Annotated in this window: 11 protein-coding genes; 8 read left to right on the top strand and 3 right to left on the bottom strand. The window is 42.8% G+C overall.

What is annotated here, in order from left to right; translation table 11 throughout:
- The first annotated feature begins 5 nt into the window (after positions 1 to 5).
- From RDN93_RS14420 to RDN93_RS14385, 8 genes are all read left to right on the top strand, one after another.
- A complete protein-coding gene (locus tag RDN93_RS14420; protein WP_308746158.1) occupies positions 6 to 1,958 on the top strand; it encodes a RagB/SusD family nutrient uptake outer membrane protein in 1,953 nt (650 codons plus the stop codon).
- Between the two features lie 20 nt (positions 1,959 to 1,978).
- Complete coding sequence (locus RDN93_RS14415) at positions 1,979 to 3,406, top strand: DUF1735 domain-containing protein (RefSeq protein WP_308746157.1); 1,428 nt, start codon at positions 1,979 to 1,981, stop codon at positions 3,404 to 3,406.
- 25 nt (positions 3,407 to 3,431) lie between these two features.
- Entirely contained in the window at positions 3,432 to 6,143 is a 2,712-nt protein-coding gene (locus tag RDN93_RS14410; protein WP_308746156.1) for a M60 family metallopeptidase, read from the top strand.
- Between the two features lie 121 nt (positions 6,144 to 6,264).
- Positions 6,265 to 8,652: a M60 family metallopeptidase gene (locus tag RDN93_RS14405; RefSeq protein WP_308746155.1), complete on the top strand. Its 2,388-nt coding sequence runs from the start codon at positions 6,265 to 6,267 to the stop codon at positions 8,650 to 8,652.
- A 409-nt stretch (positions 8,653 to 9,061) separates the two neighbouring features.
- On the top strand, positions 9,062 to 10,474 hold the full coding sequence (locus tag RDN93_RS14400) for a Gfo/Idh/MocA family protein (protein ID WP_374047416.1): 1,413 nt from the start codon (positions 9,062 to 9,064) through the stop codon (positions 10,472 to 10,474).
- 117 nt (positions 10,475 to 10,591) lie between these two features.
- Positions 10,592 to 11,482 carry a YitT family protein gene (locus RDN93_RS14395; protein ID WP_308746154.1) on the top strand — a complete coding sequence of 297 codons (891 nt, stop codon included), beginning with the start codon at positions 10,592 to 10,594 and terminating at the stop codon, positions 11,480 to 11,482.
- A gap of 71 nt (positions 11,483 to 11,553) precedes the next feature.
- Complete coding sequence (locus RDN93_RS14390) at positions 11,554 to 14,895, top strand: glycoside hydrolase family 2 TIM barrel-domain containing protein (RefSeq protein WP_308746153.1); 3,342 nt, start codon at positions 11,554 to 11,556, stop codon at positions 14,893 to 14,895.
- Positions 14,896 to 14,924: 29 nt separating this feature from the next.
- Positions 14,925 to 16,013 (top strand): aminoglycoside phosphotransferase family protein, encoded by a 1,089-nt coding sequence (locus RDN93_RS14385; protein ID WP_308746152.1) that lies wholly within the window; start codon positions 14,925 to 14,927, stop codon positions 16,011 to 16,013.
- Positions 16,014 to 16,038: 25 nt separating this feature from the next.
- Here RDN93_RS14385 and RDN93_RS14380 read toward each other — a convergent pair whose 3' ends face one another.
- The 3 genes from RDN93_RS14380 to truA are packed head-to-tail and all read right to left on the bottom strand — an operon-like array spanning position 16,039 to position 18,373.
- Entirely contained in the window at positions 16,039 to 16,689 is a 651-nt protein-coding gene (locus RDN93_RS14380; protein ID WP_308746151.1) for a DUF3256 family protein, read from the bottom strand.
- A gap of 7 nt (positions 16,690 to 16,696) precedes the next feature.
- Positions 16,697 to 17,596, bottom strand: coding sequence for a DMT family transporter (locus RDN93_RS14375; RefSeq protein ID WP_308746150.1), 900 nt, complete (start codon positions 17,594 to 17,596; stop codon positions 16,697 to 16,699).
- Positions 17,597 to 17,611: 15 nt separating this feature from the next.
- Positions 17,612 to 18,373 carry a tRNA pseudouridine(38-40) synthase TruA gene (gene truA, locus RDN93_RS14370; protein ID WP_308746149.1) on the bottom strand — a complete coding sequence of 254 codons (762 nt, stop codon included), beginning with the start codon at positions 18,371 to 18,373 and terminating at the stop codon, positions 17,612 to 17,614.
- Positions 18,374 to 18,430: the final 57 nt, after the last annotated feature.

The raw sequence follows: 18,430 nt of genomic DNA, 5'->3' as shown, positions 1-18,430 counted from the left end.
CATATATGAGACTGAAAGATACATTAACCCAAATAGGCGGAATGCTTGCGATAGCAGCTTGCTGTCTTACATCTTGTGACTATCTGGACGTTGTTCCTCCCGAACAAGCCGGACTGAAAGATGCCACTAAAACGCCGGAATCGACTAAAGGTTTTTTATACTCCTGCTATGCCGGTATTAAAGAATTCTTCCCCTGGCAATATACAGGAGTAGAAGCATCAACGGATGAGTACGCCCTGCCTCCACTATGGAGTCACGACGGACAGAAGGTTGCATGGGGACTTGCCACGCCCGGCAATGCCTCTGCCTGGAAATGGGGTACGTTCTACCGCTATATCGGTCAATGCCATTTGTTCCTCTCACAATTGGAGAACGCACAAGGCATATCCGATGTATTAAAGAAAGAATGGAGCGCAGAAGCCAATTTCCTAATCGCTTATTATCACTATCGCCTGCTGGAATATTATGGACCGATTCCAATCACCGACTCATATATCGATATGGACACACCGTCCAACGAATATAACGGCCGTTCACACTTCGACTATGTAGTGAGCTGGATTTGCATGAAGCTCGACAAAGCGGCAGAAGATCTTCCAGCCTCCCGCGTGGGCGATGAATGGGGACGTGCTACTTCTACTATAGCCAAAGCCATCAAAGCTCGTATACTACTCTATGCAGCGTCTCCGCTATGGAACGGTCAATTTCCTTTCCCTGAATGGAAAAATGAAAAATATACTACACCGGGATATGGCTACGAACTGGTAAGCAAAACCTATGACCCTGATAAATGGGAGCGTGCACTGACTGCTTGCAAAGACGCATTGGAATGGGCGGAAGGCGACGGCGGAAATGCATTAATGGGTATTGCATCCTGCGACAATTTGATTAGTAATGACCAAATGGGTGATCCTTTCAAGAAATTGAAAGCCCCGGTAGACAATGACGCATTTACAGACGATTTCAAGAAACGTATCATGCTGATGCGTTACATCGTAACGACCCGTTACTCTGACGGCAACAAGGAAATGATTTGGGGAGTGGCAGGAACGGATACTTACAACCAAAAATTAGCTTGCTTGCCCCTGCATTGCAGCAAACAGAACAATGGTACTTACTGGAACGATGGATATAGTGGCATATCACCCTACCTCAATGCCGTAGAAAAATTCTATACGAAAGATGGTATGTTACCTCGCATCGCTGCCGAACAAGGAACTTATGCGGCAGAAGATACATGGTATGAGCCTTATAAAGGGGACATCATTCGTCTTAACTCCAACCGTGAACCCCGTTTCTATGCGTGGATTGCATTTGACGGCGACCAGTATGCTGTGAAGTTAAACAACGGCGAACCATTGGAAATTAATCTAAAGGATCCTGCCAAGCAAGGAAAAAGCGTCACAGGCAACAGTGCACGTAACTATTGTGTAACCGGTTATCTCTGCAAGAAATTTATCCGTCCGAACACTAACTGGACGCAATACGGAAACCTTGACCAGAAAGATTATCCCGCTACGCTCGTCCGTCTGGCGGAACTTTATCTGAACCTGGCAGAATGTTATGCGTCCAAAGACAACCCGGATGAAACCAGCACATTAAAGTATCTGAATACAATCCGCCGCCGTGCCGGTATTCCAGAATTGACACATGAAATAATCGAAGCATCAGGAATGTCTTTGGTAGACTGGGTACACAACGAGCGCTTTGTTGAATTGTATGGTGAAGGTCATCGCTACTATGATGCCCGTCGTTGGATGACCGCTCCGCAAGCATTTGCTGCCGGTGTACGCAAAGGACTCAATATAGAAAAGTTGGAAAATCCTTCTTTCGAGGAATTGAACCAACCTGTTGCCGTACAACAGGACTTCAAATGGGAGAATCGTATGTATCTGGCTCCGGTATTCGTGAATGAAGTGTATAAAAACACACAGATGGTTCAAGCACCGGAATATTAATCTTAAACAAGTATACAAATATGAAGAAATTAATATATTCATTCCTTTTCTTGGGAGCAATCACTGCACTCGGAGGCTGTAAGGAAGACAGCTACGAAGACTTGATCCCTGAGCAATATGACAAAATTCTCTATCTGAAAACCTATGGTCAACAGACTATAGAGCTCTTTGACGACGGATCACAGGTAGACTATTCACTGACTGTCGTAAAAACCGGAAGTAATCCGGCAGCTACCGCACAGGCGCAAGTAAAAATCATGTCGCAAGCTGAAGTTGACAAAGACGCACGGTACCAAGGAAATAATTACAAGGTATTATCATCTGCTTGTTATACTTACAAGTCTGAACCACTCGAGCTTACTTCTGCCGACGCTTATAAACAGGTAAAGATGAAATTGTCTCCTGCCAAAATTTTGGAGGAAATAGCCGAAACAAAGGACGAAAATCCCAATTACGTATATATCATTCCTTTCCGTCTCAGCAGTCCGAACGACCTGGTCAACCAAGATAAAAAAGATTTGATATTGAAACTGAATGTCACCAAGTTGAGCATTTATTTCAAGAAAGGAAGTCAAACGGTTAATTTGAACACTGTAACAGGAGACGAATGGGCGTTTGAAGCAGGAATGGCTATGGTATCAGGTGTACAGAATACGTGGAATTTCACCGCTCAAATAGAAGTAGACAGAAGCGATGAGGCATTAAATGCGTATAACACAGCTAATGGCACTGCTTATCTGATGATTCCTGAAGCGGCAATCGTAAATATCAATGAAGGCGTATTCGAAGCTGGTAATAACGAAGCCGCGGCTGCGATAAGAATCAGACGAGCCGGATTAGCTAAAGGATATACTTATCTAGTTCCTTTGAAACTTAAACCTATCACAGAAATAGAAACCATTTCTGTTAGTGAGAAGTTGCATTATATAATATTGGAATATCCGCTGGATCCGGAAGCAGACAGAATTGAATTGACAACATCCAGTTTCTTCGATGTTTACGGTTGGCACATCAGTAATGATTATGGCAATTTGATTGACAATAATAATGAGACTCATTTTGAGACTCAGTATTGGACAATTACCGGAAACGCAACTTATGGTACTCCATTAGATGTTAGAATAGGCAAAGAGGTACACTCCGTCATGTTTGAATACATAACTAGAGGAGGTGGCAATACCAATCCGCAAGATATATCACTCTGGGCTTCCAACGATGATGAAGTTACAACAAATAGCGAATCCGCTACATGGTTCAAACTAGGTGAGGTTTCAGGTGTTCCAGCACGATATGAAGCACACAAAAAATACTCATCCAAAGTGTTTGTTTCCTCCCAGCCATTTAAATATATAAGAATAGCCGTTAAAACAGGAAATGAACCGGTAGACGGTACAGGCTCTGCAGGCGGTTGCTGGGGTATAGCCGAACTTAAAATATGGGCAAACTAAAATTAACCATTAAAGATAACTATTTATGAAACATATATACAATTATCTGACTTTCCTCTTATGTCTCTTTACCATGACCGTTTACACCGGCTGTAAAGACGACGAAGAAGAACTTGTAGCCAAGCAATTTGAAATTGACGGAAGCGAACTGAACAAAGAAATCGACTTCCGTAGCACAACAATCTCAATACCCGTAAAGACTAACATGCGTGTAAGTGAGTGGTCTGTAAATTCCAATCAGAAATGGGTAACTGCATTCCAGCAAAAGGATGAAATAATTTTATCTGTTCTGGACAGCAAATTGACAAACGAACGTACCGCCAAAGTCACTGTCACATCAGAAGTTGTTGATGCCAACTATACTATTACCCTGACACAATATGGTATTAATGACGTTCAGTTCAAGAATGACACCAGAGTTCCTATCATCAGCGCTATCGCAGATGCAAGTCAAGGCGAAGGCTGGAGCATCGAAAAAACATTCGATGGTATAAAGGCCCCTGCACTGACACAACCTGATGGAAATCATTTCCACTCACCATGGGGGGAGGGGAACACCGTCTTTCCATTCCACATTACATACACCGTTGATCCCAACAAGCAGATTGACTACTTTATCTATTATCCGAGAAATGGAAACGGAAACTTCGGGGAATTCAGCGTCAGTGTACTACCTGCCGGCAAAGCGGACAACGAACAAAATTATGTGGATGTCGGAAGTTTTGACTTCAAGTTTGCTGAAGGTACAATCAATGGAATTAGCGGTATTCTAACTAAAGGTATTATAGCTGATAAGGTAAAATTCACGATTCAAAGTGGATTAGGAGGCTATGTAAGTTGCGGGGAAATGGAATTCTATGAAAAGACTAACTACCGCGACATGAACGCTCCCATATTGAATGTCTTTACAGACCTTACTTGTTCTGAGTTGAAACCTGGGGTTACCAACGAAGCAATCGAAGCATTGACCAGCAATACCCTGAAACGCGTAGCTAAAGCACTCCAAAACAATACATACGATGAATGGGAGAAAAATTTCCGTATCCGGGAGTATGAAGCATATAGCAACAATAATTATTGGGCCAACCGAATACAGACTAAGAAATATTCAGATTTGGACAACCCGACGGGTATCTATGTGAAGAAGGATGAGGAACTGATGGTTTTAGTCGGTGCGATACCTGAAGGACAACAAGTTTCACTGCAATGTATATGGGAAGAGGGTGGAGTCAAACAAGACTTCGACCACCAAGACCCGAATGCGCAGAACTACGTACAAACAGCAGCTAGCGGAGACAAATACTCACTGGTAGAAGGTGTGAATATGTTGAAGATGAATGGACAAGGACAGCTCTTTATAATGTACAATGTGCAAGGAGAAGGGTTGAAACAAAATCCGGCTCCGGTTAAGATCCATATTCCACTGGGACGTGGTATTGTCAATGGTTTCTTCGACCTGAAAGAGCATAAGACCGATGCCAAATATGCGGAATTGTTGAGCAAAGCAACCCATAAATATTTCTGTGTGCGCGGTGAACGGATGATGTTCTACTTCCACCGTCTCAAAATGCTGGACGCAGCTCCTACTGAAATCTTGTCCGCAATTCATCTTTGGGATGATATTCTGAGATGGGAACAGGAAATGAGTGGTGTTGAGAAATACCGTCAGGACGGATATTACAATAACCATATGTTTTCCATATCTCCGGAAGGAAGCTATATGTGGGCGTCAGACTACCGCGTTGCTTTCGTCTACACCTACCTGAAAAACATTCTGCTTTATGACAACGTAATGGCAGCAGAAGATAATGCGTGGGGACCGGCACACGAAATGGGACACGTTCATCAATATGCCATCAACTGGCCAGGTTCGACGGAATCAAGCAACAACTTGTTCTCCAACTACGTTATCTATCGTCTGGGCAAGTACAAATCACGTGGACGCGGTCTGGACTATATGGCAAAAACAGTTTATGGAGACGGACGCGCATGGTATAACATGGGCAGTTCTACACACCAAAACGAAGATACCGAGGTGCATATGCGTATGAACTGGCAACTTTGGATATATTACGAATTATGTAAGGGAACTGCAGAGAATCCGACTATTTGGCCGAGAATATTCGAAATCATGCGTACAACATACAAGGATATTCCGGAAAGCGATCCGGGCAGACGTCAAATGGCATTTGTAAAGGCGGTATGTGATGCCACACAAGAAGACTTGACAGAATTCTTCGAAACATGGGGATTCTTCAAACCTGTAAGTGAATCTATCAATCAGTATGGTACGTTCCAATATACGGTTAGCAAATCGATGATCACAGAAACCAAGCAGTATATCAAGAACAAGAATTATCCGAAAGCCGCTCCGATCCAGTATATCGAAGACCGTAAGCAGGAATTCTTCTCTGAAGGTGATTATCGCTTCAAGGAGATAGGTAATGTAGGTTACTATACTACATTCAAAGATAATGTACAGATAAGCAAGACCCCGACTTACACAGAAAAAGCTTCCACACAGGGAAAAGCAATCAGTGTCAGCAACGGTGAGCAAGCTGTAGCTTTTGAAGTCAGAAAACAAGAAACCGGCAGCAACGGGGAAAAGATTATGGGTGATGTGGTTTACTTCTCTAATTCTTTCGAATTCTTTGTTCCGCGCACCGTCTCTATAGCAGGTTGCGGCATTTACGCCGTACAAGCAGACGGAGCACGCATACTTATGGAAAAGAAGTAAGTTAATCACTAAATAAGAGAGGAAATACTACAAAAACTATTTATACGATATTATTGTATCATAATAGATAGACTTTTGCTGTATCTCCTCTTCTTTTATCAACCGCTAACATATTAATGACATGAAAAACATAACTACGAACTTATTAATTCTTTTTCTCTGCGGAAGCATACTTCACGCCTGTTCTTCCAGCGATAAAACACTGACTCCACCTTCTCCCAGCTTTGAAGAAGAGGAAGAAATAAAAGAGATAACACTTCCCGAGGACATCCAAATTATCCCGGTCGGTGGAAAAGCCAGTGAATGCCAACCCGGTTCTGACATAGACAAATCATATGACGGCAAATTTACGACAGGAGCCGCCGAATCCCATTACCATAGCTCATGGAGCAATACCTCTTTTCCGGTTACTTTGGAGTACTTCTTCAAAGGAGATACAGAAATCAATTACCTTATCTATTACACCCGTTCCGGTAACGGTAATTTTGGTGAACTAGAAGTGTACACCTCTACCGACTCAGCCAGAAAGAATTATACCCTACAAGGAACTTATGACTTCAAAATGAAAAATGACCCGAGCAGGATCGTTTTCAAGGAAGGTATAAAAGCCACAGGAGTAAAATTCGTTGTAAAAAGCGGACTTGGCAATTTTGTCAGTTGTGATGAAATGCATTTTTTCCAAAAGAATACAGACAAGACATTAGAAAGCAAATTGCTGACTGTATTTAAGGATATTACTTGCAGCGAATTGAAGCCTGACGTTACTGATAAAGAAATCAACAAGTTACCCAACAAATATTTCATCCATATAGCCGAAGCATTGAAAAATAATTCGTATGACGAATGGGAGAAAGAATTTCGTATCCGCAAATACAACGCTTATAGTAATGTCAACGAATGGGCCGAAAAGCTAATGACCAAACATTACAGCAGTCTGGACAACCTGACCGGAATCGCAGTGGAGAAAGACGATGAAATTATCGTTCTCGTTGGTGACACTTATGGACGGGAAATCTCACTACAATGTGTAGGAGAAGAAAAAACGAACTTTTGGGAAGCAAAGGAATATGTGCAGACTGCCGTCTCGGGAGATGTCTATTATCTTGAACACGGTATCAACAAAATCAAGATACGTAACAACGGGCAACTTTTTGTCATGTACAACTGTGACCTGACCAGTAATCCGAAACCTATAAAAATACATATTCCGTCAGGAAGCGGAACGGTCAGCGGATTCTTCGACTTGAAAGAACATAAAACAGACAGTAAATATGCAGAACTACTGTCTAAAGCCACAGATAAGTATTTCGGAGTACGTGGGGATAAGATTATCTTCTATTTCCACCGGGATAAACTCCGGGAGTTCGTAAAAGATGAAATATTATCCGCCATCAGCCTGTGGGACAACATCATCGGATGGGAACAGGAATTGATGGGTATTGAAGATGTACGGCCCGCTCAGGTAAACAACCACTTGTTTGCCATTTCGCCCGAAGGTGCTTATATGTGGGCGTCTGATTACCGCATCGCATTTGTATATACTTATCTCCAAAATATCTTGTTATATGATAATGTAATGAGCGCCAAAGACAATGCTTGGGGACCCGCACATGAAATCGGACATATCCATCAACAGGCAATCGACTGGCCAAGTTCCACCGAATCATCCAATAATCTATTTTCAAACTTCATTCTATATAAACTTGGCAAATACTGCTCTCGCGGCACGGAATTAAATCTCCCCAAAGCAGCGGACAACCGTACTACCGACTCTAACGGAAATATAACCAAAATGACCCTTTCGGAAGCCCACTGTGTACTCAACCGCCCATGGTGCAATTTCGGCAGTAATTATCAAGGAGAAAATACAGAGCTACATATGCGTATGAACTGGCAACTATGGAACTACTATCACCGCTGCGGACATAAACCTGATTTCTGGCAAAGATTATTCAAACTCATGCGCGAAAACCGTACTACTTCCAATAATCCGGGAGTCAAACAACTTCTGTTTGCCCGGATGGCAAGCGAAGCCGCCCAGGAAGACCTGACTGAGTTTTTTGAAATGTGGGGATTCTTCGTACCTGTAGATACACAGATAGACCAATATGGCAGCTACCAATATACCGTGACGGAGAATATGATTAAAGAAACCAAACAAACTATGGCTAAATATCCGAAGAAAGCCAAGCCATTCTACTATCTGGAAGACCGGAAAGCAGGTGATGAAGGACTGGACACTACCCCACCGGATGTCGGTTATTACACCCAGTTCCAAACGATACGACCTATCACTAAAGATATAAAAGGACATATCAACGGACGGGAAGTGACAATCACCAATGGAGATGAAGCAGTAGCCTTCGAACTTAGAGATAATAATGCAGATGGAAAGCTGCTTTATTTCTCCACTTTCACCAAGTTTGAGATTCCCCTGACGGTATCATTGACGTATGCAAAGCTATATGCTGTACAAGCTGACGGAAAACGTATTCTTTTGGAAGAATGAGTTTTCCGACCACAAATGATTGCCATATACTTCGTTCATGCGAAAAGTTAAGTAATACCAAAAGAAGATTGAAATCTTAGGAAAATGCTCTTGTAACGTGTCTTATTTTTGAATACGCTCAAATAATAACTGTAAACTCAAATATTAAGAAATGCTAAATAAATCGTTATCTCATAGGGGAGTACCCTTTACGATGTGTATTTATCTCGTATGTAAGAAATATCACCGTCACAACTCAAACACATTAATACAAGATGAAACCAATGAGAAAAGTAGAACTCATTTTCTACCCGAAATATGAATTTATAGTAAAAATATCTGTGACAAATATACAGAATTGACTATTAATTACTACTTTTGACAACTAAATGAAAAACGACAAATAACCCCCTATTAAAAACATAAAATTATGATGAAAAAGCTATTTACAGTCGCAGCTATCGGCCTTACTTTATTAACCTGCCATACAAGCTGCACATCTTCGCAAAAAGCTCAGGAAGCTTTTACACCGATCAAAGTAGAAACCCCTGCCCGCCCTGCCGGTCAAGAGGATGTAGTCCAACTTGTTGCTCCCAAAATTGATACCGTACGTGTCGGTTTCATCGGACTGGGAATGCGTGGTCCCGGTGCCGTAGCACGCTGGACACATATTCCGGGAACTAAAATCGTAGCTTTATGCGATCTTGCTCCCGAACGTGTCGAGAAATCACAGGAAATCTTGAAAAATGCAGGATTGCCGGAAGCGGCATCTTACAGCGGTTCGGAAGATGCATGGAAAAAACTCTGTGAGCAGGATGACATTGACCTCGTGTATATCGCAACTGACTGGAAACATCATGCGGAAATGGGCGTGTATGCAATGGAACACGGCAAGCACGTAGCTATCGAAGTGCCTGCAGCCATGACATTGGATGAAATCTGGCAATTAATCAATACGTCTGAAAAGACTCGCAAGCATTGCATGCAGTTGGAAAACTGTGTATATGATTTCTTTGAACTGACTTCTTTGAATATGGCACAGCAAGGTGTTTTCGGTGAAGTACTTCATGTAGAAGGTTCATATATCCACAATTTGGAAGACTTCTGGGGTGCATACTGGAACAACTGGCGTATGGATTACAACCAAAAGCATCGTGGTGACGTATATGCCACTCACGGCATGGGCCCGGCTTGCCAATTACTTGACATCCACCGTGGCGACCGCATGAAAACTTTAGTAGCAATGGATACAAAAGCTGTTAACGGTCCGGCTTATATCAAAAAACAGACAGGAGAAGAAGTAAAAGACTTCCAGAACGGTGACCAGACTTCAACATTGATCCGTACAGAAAACGGTAAGACTATGTTAATCCAGCACAATGTAATGACTCCCCGTCCATACAGCCGTATGTATCAGATTGTGGGTGCCGACGGTTATGCAAGCAAGTATCCGATTGAAGAATATTGTTTAAGACCTTCACAAGTTGACTCTAACGATGTACCTAATCACGAAAATCTGAACGCGCACGGTTCCGTACCTGCTGATGTAAGAAAAGCCTTAATGGATAAATACAAACACCCGATTCACAAAGAATTGGAAGAGACTGCCAAGAAAGTAGGTGGTCACGGTGGTATGGACTTTATCATGGATTATCGTCTGGCATACTGCCTGCAGAATGGTTTGCCATTGGATATGGACGTTTATGACCTTGCAGAATGGTGCTGTATGGCTGAACTTACCCGCCTTTCTATCGAAAACAATTCGGCTCCGGTTGAAGTTCCCGACTTCACCCGCGGCGGATGGAACAAAGTAAAAGGCTACCGTCACGCTTTTGTAAAATAATAAAATAGTATCGTACTTTTTTACACGAACACAGTGAAGCAATCCGGCTTTTGGGGGAAAGCCGGATTATTCATAGGTTCGTGTTCGAACATTTTATAGAACATCATAATCACATTTATGAAAACAGCTATTCCAAGGCCTTCCAAGCAAAGCATTATCCGCGAAGCCAAAGATTATGTAATGATTGTCATTGGCATGATTTTATACGGTATCGGCTGGACAGTTTTCCTGCTTCCTAATGATATCACTACCGGGGGAGTACCGGGTATTGCTTCTATCGTATATTGGGCTACCGGCTTCCCCGTGCAATATACGTATTTTACTATCAACTTCTTCCTGCTGTTACTGGCTCTCAAACTCCTCGGTTTGAAATTCTGCATCAAAACTATTTTTGGAGTATTCACCCTGACCTTTTTTTTATCTGTCATACAGAAATTGGCAGCAGGTATCAGCCTTCTTCACGACCAGCCTTTTATGGCATGCGTTATCGGAGCATCCTTCTGTGGCGGTGGTATCGGGGTGGCCTTTTCGGCTAACGGAAGTACCGGCGGCACTGACATTATCGCGGCCATTATCAACAAATACCGGGATATCACACTAGGGAGAGTTGTATTAATTTGTGATATGATTATTATAGTATCCAGTTATTTTGTCTTAAAAGACTGGGAAAAAGTAGTGTATGGATTTGCAACTCTTTATATTTGTAGTTTCGTACTTGATCAGGTAGTGAATAGCGCCCGACAGTCCGTACAGTTTTTCATTATATCCAATAAATATCAGGAAATAGGAAAACGAATCAATGAATATCCGCACCGGGGAGTTACAATTATCAACGCAACCGGTTTCTATACAGGACGAGAACAGAAAATGATGTTTGTATTGGCCAAGAAGCGGGAATCTACCATTATCTTCCGGCTGATAAAAGACATCGACCCGAAAGCCTTTGTTTCACAAAGTGCCGTCATCGGAGTTTACGGAGAAGGATTTGACCATATTAAAGTGAAATAAAAAAGAATGAGAAACCAATATTGAAAAACATGAAATTTCGATCGTACCCCCTCTTATTAACTAACATTTTTATGGGAATATTTTCCCTGGTAGCAACCAATACCATAGCTGACAATGCGAAAAAGCCTTATTGGCAAGATGTGCAGGTGGTAGCAGTCAACAAAGAGTATCCCCGTTCTTCGTTTATGACATACGACAATCGTAACGATGCCATGAGCGGCAAATTTGAAAGGAGCAAGTACTACCGGCTGTTAAACGGAACATGGAAATTTTACTTCGTAGATTCCTACCAGAATCTTCCCGAAAACATTACTGACCCGAACACCAGTACGGACTCATGGTATGATATTCAAGTACCCGGTAACTGGGAAATACAGGGACACGGAGTAGCTATCTACACCAATCATGGTTACGAGTTCAAGGCTCGTAACCCGCAGCCACCCATCTTACCGGAAGCTAATCCCGTTGGTGTATATCGCCGCGACATCGACATTCCTGCCGATTGGGACGGACGGGATATTTACCTGCACCTGGCAGGAGCCAAATCAGGCGTATATGTATATATCAACGGCAAGGAAGTAGGATATAGCGAAGATTCAAAGAATCCTGCCGAGTTCTTAATCAATCCGTATGTAAAACCAGGCAAGAACGTGCTTACGTTGAAGATTTTCCGTTGGAGCACAGGTTCTTATCTCGAATGTCAGGACTTCTGGCGTATCAGCGGTATTGAACGTGATGTGTTTGTCTATTCACAACCCAAAGCTGCCCTTAAAGACTTCAGAGTAACATCAACCTTGGATGACAGTTACAAGAATGGTATTTTTAACTTGAACGTAGACTTGAGAAACCATAAAAAAGAAGCAGCCAATCTTACATTAGTTTATGAATTATTGGACGCTCAAGGAAAAGTTATCGCTACCGAAGAGAAAACAGTTTATATCCCTATTGATGAAGTACGTACACTCTCTTTCGATAAAAAGCTGGCTGACGTAAATACATGGACATCCGAACATCCGAACCTGTATAAATTATTGATGACAGTAAAAGAGAACGGAAAAGTAAATGAAATTGTTCCTTTCAATGTCGGTTTCCGCCGTATTGAGATTAAACCGATTGAGCAGAAAGCAGCTAACGGAAAGCCATATGTCTGCTTATTTATCAACGGACAACCATTGAAGTTGAAAGGTGTAAATATCCATGAGCACAATCCGGCAACAGGACACTACGTAACAGAAGAACTGATGCGCCGCGACTTTGAACTAATGAAACAGCACAACTTGAATAGCGTACGTCTCTGTCACTACCCGCAAGACCGCCGTTTCTATGAACTTTGTGACGAATACGGACTTTATGTATATGATGAGGCTAATATTGAAAGCCACGGTATGTATTACGATCTCCGTAAAGGCGGTTCATTAGGTAATAACCCCGAATGGTTGAAACCTCACATGAACCGTACCATAAATATGTTTGAGCGCAACAAGAATTATCCCAGTGTCACTTTCTGGTCATTAGGCAATGAAGCCGGAAACGGGTATAACTTCTACCAAACATATCTGTGGCTGAAAGAAGCGGACAAGAATATTATGGCTCGTCCTGTAAACTATGAACGTGCCCAATGGGAATGGAATACTGATATGTACGTTCCTCAATATCCGGGTGCCGACTGGCTGGAGAATATAGGCAAGAACGGCAGCGACCGCCCGATAGCTCCTTCAGAATATGCACACGCCATGGGTAACTCCACCGGAAACTTGTGGGGACAATGGCAGGCAATCTATAAATATCCGAATCTTCAAGGCGGATATATATGGGACTGGGTGGATCAAGGTATCCTTCAGAAAGATAAGAACGGAAGAGAATACTGGGCTTATGGCGGCGACTTCGGTGTGAATATGCCTAGCGATGGTAACTTCCTTTGCAACGGTCTTGTCAACCCCGACCGTGGTCCGCATCCGGCAATGGCTGAGGTGAAGTATGTACATCAGAATGTAGGGTTTGAAGCGACAGACGCCGCATCCGGCAAATTTAAGATTACCAACCGCTTCTACTTTACAAACCTGAAAAAGTACCAGATTCATTATAATGTCGTTGCTAATGGCAAGAATATAAGAGGTGGAAAAGTATCTTTGGATATTGCTCCGCAAGCATCCAAGGAGTTCACTGTACCAGTAAATGGTCTGAAAGCCCAACCGGGCACTGAATATTTTGTCAACTTCAGTGTGACAACGACAGAACCGGAACCTCTGATTCCTGCCGGATATGAGATTGCATACGATCAGTTCCAACTCCCGATACAGGCAGAAAAAGGAACCTACAAAGTCAGCGGTCCTGCATTGAATACGTCCACACAAGGAGACGAATTAATTGCCTCATCCTCAAAAGTGAATTTTGTATTCAACAAAAAGAGTGGTCTGGTTACTTCTTATAAGGTAGACGGAACGGAATATTTCAAAGATGGATTTGGTATTCAGCCTAACTTCTGGCGTGCTCCTAATGACAATGATTATGGTAACGGCGCTCCCAAACGCTTACAAGTATGGAAGCAATCGAGCAAGAATTTCCATGTGACAGATGCCAGCATGACTACGGAGAATAAGGTTGTTTCATTGAAAGTGACTTATTTATTGGCAGCCGGCAATCTGTATGTCGTAACTTATAAGATTTATCCGAGTGGAGTGGTGAATGTAAATGCTAAATTTACCTCGACAAATATGCAAGCTGCCGAAACTGAAGTTTCCGAAGCCACACGCATGGCTACCTTTACCCCCGGAAGTGATGCTGCCCGCAAGGCTGCTTCCAAACTGGAAGTTCCCCGTATCGGTGTGCGTTTCCGCCTGCCTGCCCGAATGAATAATGTGCAATATTTCGGTCGTGGCCCGGAAGAAAATTATATCGACCGCAATCATGGTACACTTGTAGGAGTATATAAAACAACAGCGGACAAAATGTATTTCAACTATGTTCGCCCGCAAGAAAACGGACATCGTACGGATACTCGCTGGATTGCTTTGTCGCCCGACAAAGGCAACGGACTGGCTATTGTAGCCGACAGTCTTGTCGGATTCAATGCATTGCGTAATTCCATCGAAGACTTCGACTCGGAAGAGGCCCTACCCCACCCTTACCAATGGAATAACTTCAGCCCGGAAGAGGTTGCCAATCATGACGAGAAAGCTGCCCGCAACGTATTGCGTAGAATGCATCACGTCAATGACATCACTCCGAGAGATTTCGTGGAAGTCTGTGTTGACATGAAACAACAAGGAGTCGGGGGTTATGACAGTTGGGGGGCACGTCCGGAACCTTTCTATCAGATTCCCGCCAACCGCGAATACAACTGGGGATTCACGTTGGTTCCTGTTCGTTCAGCCAACCAGGCTAACGAAGCAGCCAAATACGATTATAAATAACCTTATTATAAATTTTAAAGAAAAGACCCATGAAAGATTTATCTAGCATTGTAGCTAAATTCAAAGTCCAAGGCACGGTAGAGGAAATCAAGCCGTTAGGTTCGGGACTTATCAACGACACATACAAAGTTAACACAAAGGAAGCGGATGCTCCCGACTACGTTTTGCAACGCATCAACCATGCTATCTTCCAGAATGTAGAAATGCTTCAATCCAATATTGCTGCTGTCACAGGACATATCCGTAAGAAATTGACAGAAGCGGGAGAGTCGGATATTGACCGTAAAGTCTTGTCTTTCGTTGAAACAGAAGAAGGTAAGACTTATTGGTTTGACGGTGACAACTACTGGCGTGTTATGGTATTCATCCCACGTGCCAAGACTTATGAAACAGTCAATCCAGAATATTCAAACTATGCCGGAGAAGCATTCGGTAACTTCCAGGCTATGCTGGCAGATATTCCGGCGACTTTGGGTGAGACTATTCCCGACTTCCACAATATGGAATTCCGTTTGAAGCAACTGCGCGATGCCGTAGCAGCCAACGCTGCCGGAAGAGTGGCAGAAGTACAATATTTCCTGGATGAGATAGAAAAGAGAGCAGACGAAATGTGCAAGGCAGAACGTTTATATCGGGAAGGCAAACTGCCTAAACGCGTATGCCACTGCGATACGAAAGTGAACAATATGATGTTCGATGAAGATGGTAAAGTTCTCTGTGTGATCGACTTGGATACAGTCATGCCCAGCTTCATATTCTCTGATTACGGTGATTTCCTCCGCACGGGAGCCAACACCGGAGATGAAGATGACAAAGACCTTGACCGCGTGAATTTCAATATGGAAATATTCAAAGCATTTACCAAAGGCTATCTGAAAGGTGCCAAGTCATTCCTGACACCGATTGAAATAGAAAACCTTCCTTATGCCGCCGCTTTATTCCCATATATGCAATGTGTACGCTTCCTTGCCGATTATATCAACGGAGATACTTACTATAAGATAAAATATCCGGAACATAATCTGGTTCGCACCAAAGCACAGTTCAAACTACTTCAAAGCGTAGAAGCAAATACACCGGAAATGGTGGCGTTCATCAATGAGTGTTTAAAGAACTAAGAATGAAAGATGAAGAGTGGAGAATTTACCTGGTAAAAGCTCCATTCTTCCAACGATAAACAATAGGACGGCGGAGAAACGGTTTCAGTTTTTCCGCCGTTTCTTTTGACATATAGTCAGGAGTAGTAAATGTAACAGTCAGCTCAGTATTCTCTTTGTTGAAATCAGCTTTCATCAAAAGCATATCTGCCGAACGGCGTGCTTCGTCAAAGACATATACACCTGCCGAATCCGGCGTGTTCAGAAAATCAGCCATTACAGGCAAAGTGATAAACGGAGATTCGGTAAGCGGCTTCCAGTCAGTCGTATAAAAACGGATACTACTATCGCAGGCAGGAGCACAAGCGGTAGCGACTGTACAGATAACATTCGTTGTATCATTCAATGCCAGGACTTTCATCTGCCACGTAGCTTGCGGAGACATTTGCATACGGATAAAGTCCTTACCGAGCTCTGTCATTTCCGACTTCTTTCCAAAACGATTTTCTACTTGTGCTTTCATTTTACTTTCCAGGAAATCAACACAGTCGGCACGATTCACTTTAGTCAGCAAGGGACTCAAGGAATCCGGCATATTCACAAACAAAGTTTTGGCTTCTTGTGCCTGAAGAGAGGTCAGGGAAAAGAACCCGACAACAGAAAAGAATATAGCGATAAAAAGTGTATTTATTTTCATATCAATCTTATTTAGTCCCCAAATATAAGAATATCATTCCGATTAACACCAGTATAAGGTCAATCGCTTTGCTTTTTAAATTCTTTTCACGGAAGAAAAGAGCTCCGAAAATGAAAGAAACAATGACACTTCCGCGGCGAACCATCGAAACGATAGAAATCATGGAATCATCATAACTCAGTGCATAAAAATAGACAAAGTCCGCCGCCGACAGGAAAATGGAAATCAGAATAATCGTCCAGTCCCAACGAAACGGAGTGGTGGACTTTCTTTTCGGCCACCAAAGCAGCAACAGAATAGGACACATGATAAAGACCTGATAAACATTATACCAGGACTGCACCAGCATCGGATTCAGTGACTTCATCAGATATTTATCATACAATCCGCTGATAGCACCTGTTACCGCCGCCAATACAATAAAGAATATCCATTTGTTATGTTTGAAGTCAATCCCTTCTTTCTTTCCCGAACGGCTCAACATGAAAAAAGAAACGACAGCCAGCATCACACCAATCCATTGATAAAGATTCAGTCGTTCGCCAAACACAAGCATAGCTCCTACAAGTACCATCACCGGCCGGGTGGCATTAATCGGGCCTACGATAGTAATAGGTAAATGCTTCATCCCGAAATAACCGAATATCCATGAGGACAGCACTATGAACGACTTGATAATAATATATTTATGCTGTTCCCACCCCGCAACCGGGACATTGAATATCGTTCCGTCCAATAAATCCGGCTGATATACAGAGAACAGAATAAACGGCAGAAAGATGAGACTGGAAAAGAAAGTGTTTAAAAACAAAACGGGAAGTACCGCATTATCTTTCAGCGATTTCTTTTTGAATACATCATAAAATCCCAGCAAGGTCGCCGAGAGAAATGCTAATAATAACCACATGAGAATATCTACTAATTACAAATTACTAACTTCAAATATATCTTCGGGATATTCGACATTCACCAAAAACAAAGCCTGACCGGGAGCCGACGTTCCGGCCTTACCACGATCCTTCTGTTCTATAATCCGGCGGAAACCTTCAACAGACAGTTTTCCACGCCCCACTTCAATCAATGTTCCCACTATGGCACGCACCATATTCCTCAGAAAACGATCGGCACGAATAGTAAACACCCAAGTAGCATCTTCTTCCTGCGTCCATTCGGCATGAGTTATATGACAAATATTCGTCTTAACATCCGTATGTAATTTGCTGAAACTTGTAAAGTCCGTATATTCAAACAAAGTACGTGCAGCCTCATTCATCCGTTCATAATCCAATGGATTGAAAACACGGCAACGGTATTGCCTGTTAAAAGGATATTTCGCAGTTGTTACATAATACTTGTATGTTCTGGCGGTCGCGTCAAAACGGGCATGCGCATCCGGTCTGACCCGGCAAACCCGATAAACGGAAATATCCGGTGGAAGCAGACGATTCAGCTTATCTGTGACAGAATCCGTATCCAACAGCTCTTCAGATTCAAAATGAGCGACCATCAGAGAAGCATGCACGCCCGCATCTGTCCGTCCCGCCCCTATCACCTCTATTTCACGGCGCAGAAAAGTGGACAATGCTTTCATCAGACACTCCTGTACACTAATCCCATTCGGTTGAATCTGCCAACCGTGATAGTTGGTCCCGTCATAAGCCAAATAAATAAAATACCTTTGCACGCTAATTCCTTCTTTTTAGGGTTTTCGCGTGCAAAAGTAGTCATTTTTTTATTCATA

Source organism: uncultured Bacteroides sp. (assembly GCF_902491285.1).
GTDB lineage: Bacteria > Bacteroidota > Bacteroidia > Bacteroidales > Bacteroidaceae > Bacteroides.
The sequence above is the reverse complement of the archived record's forward strand: the minus strand, read 5'-3'. Positions and strand labels throughout refer to the sequence as shown.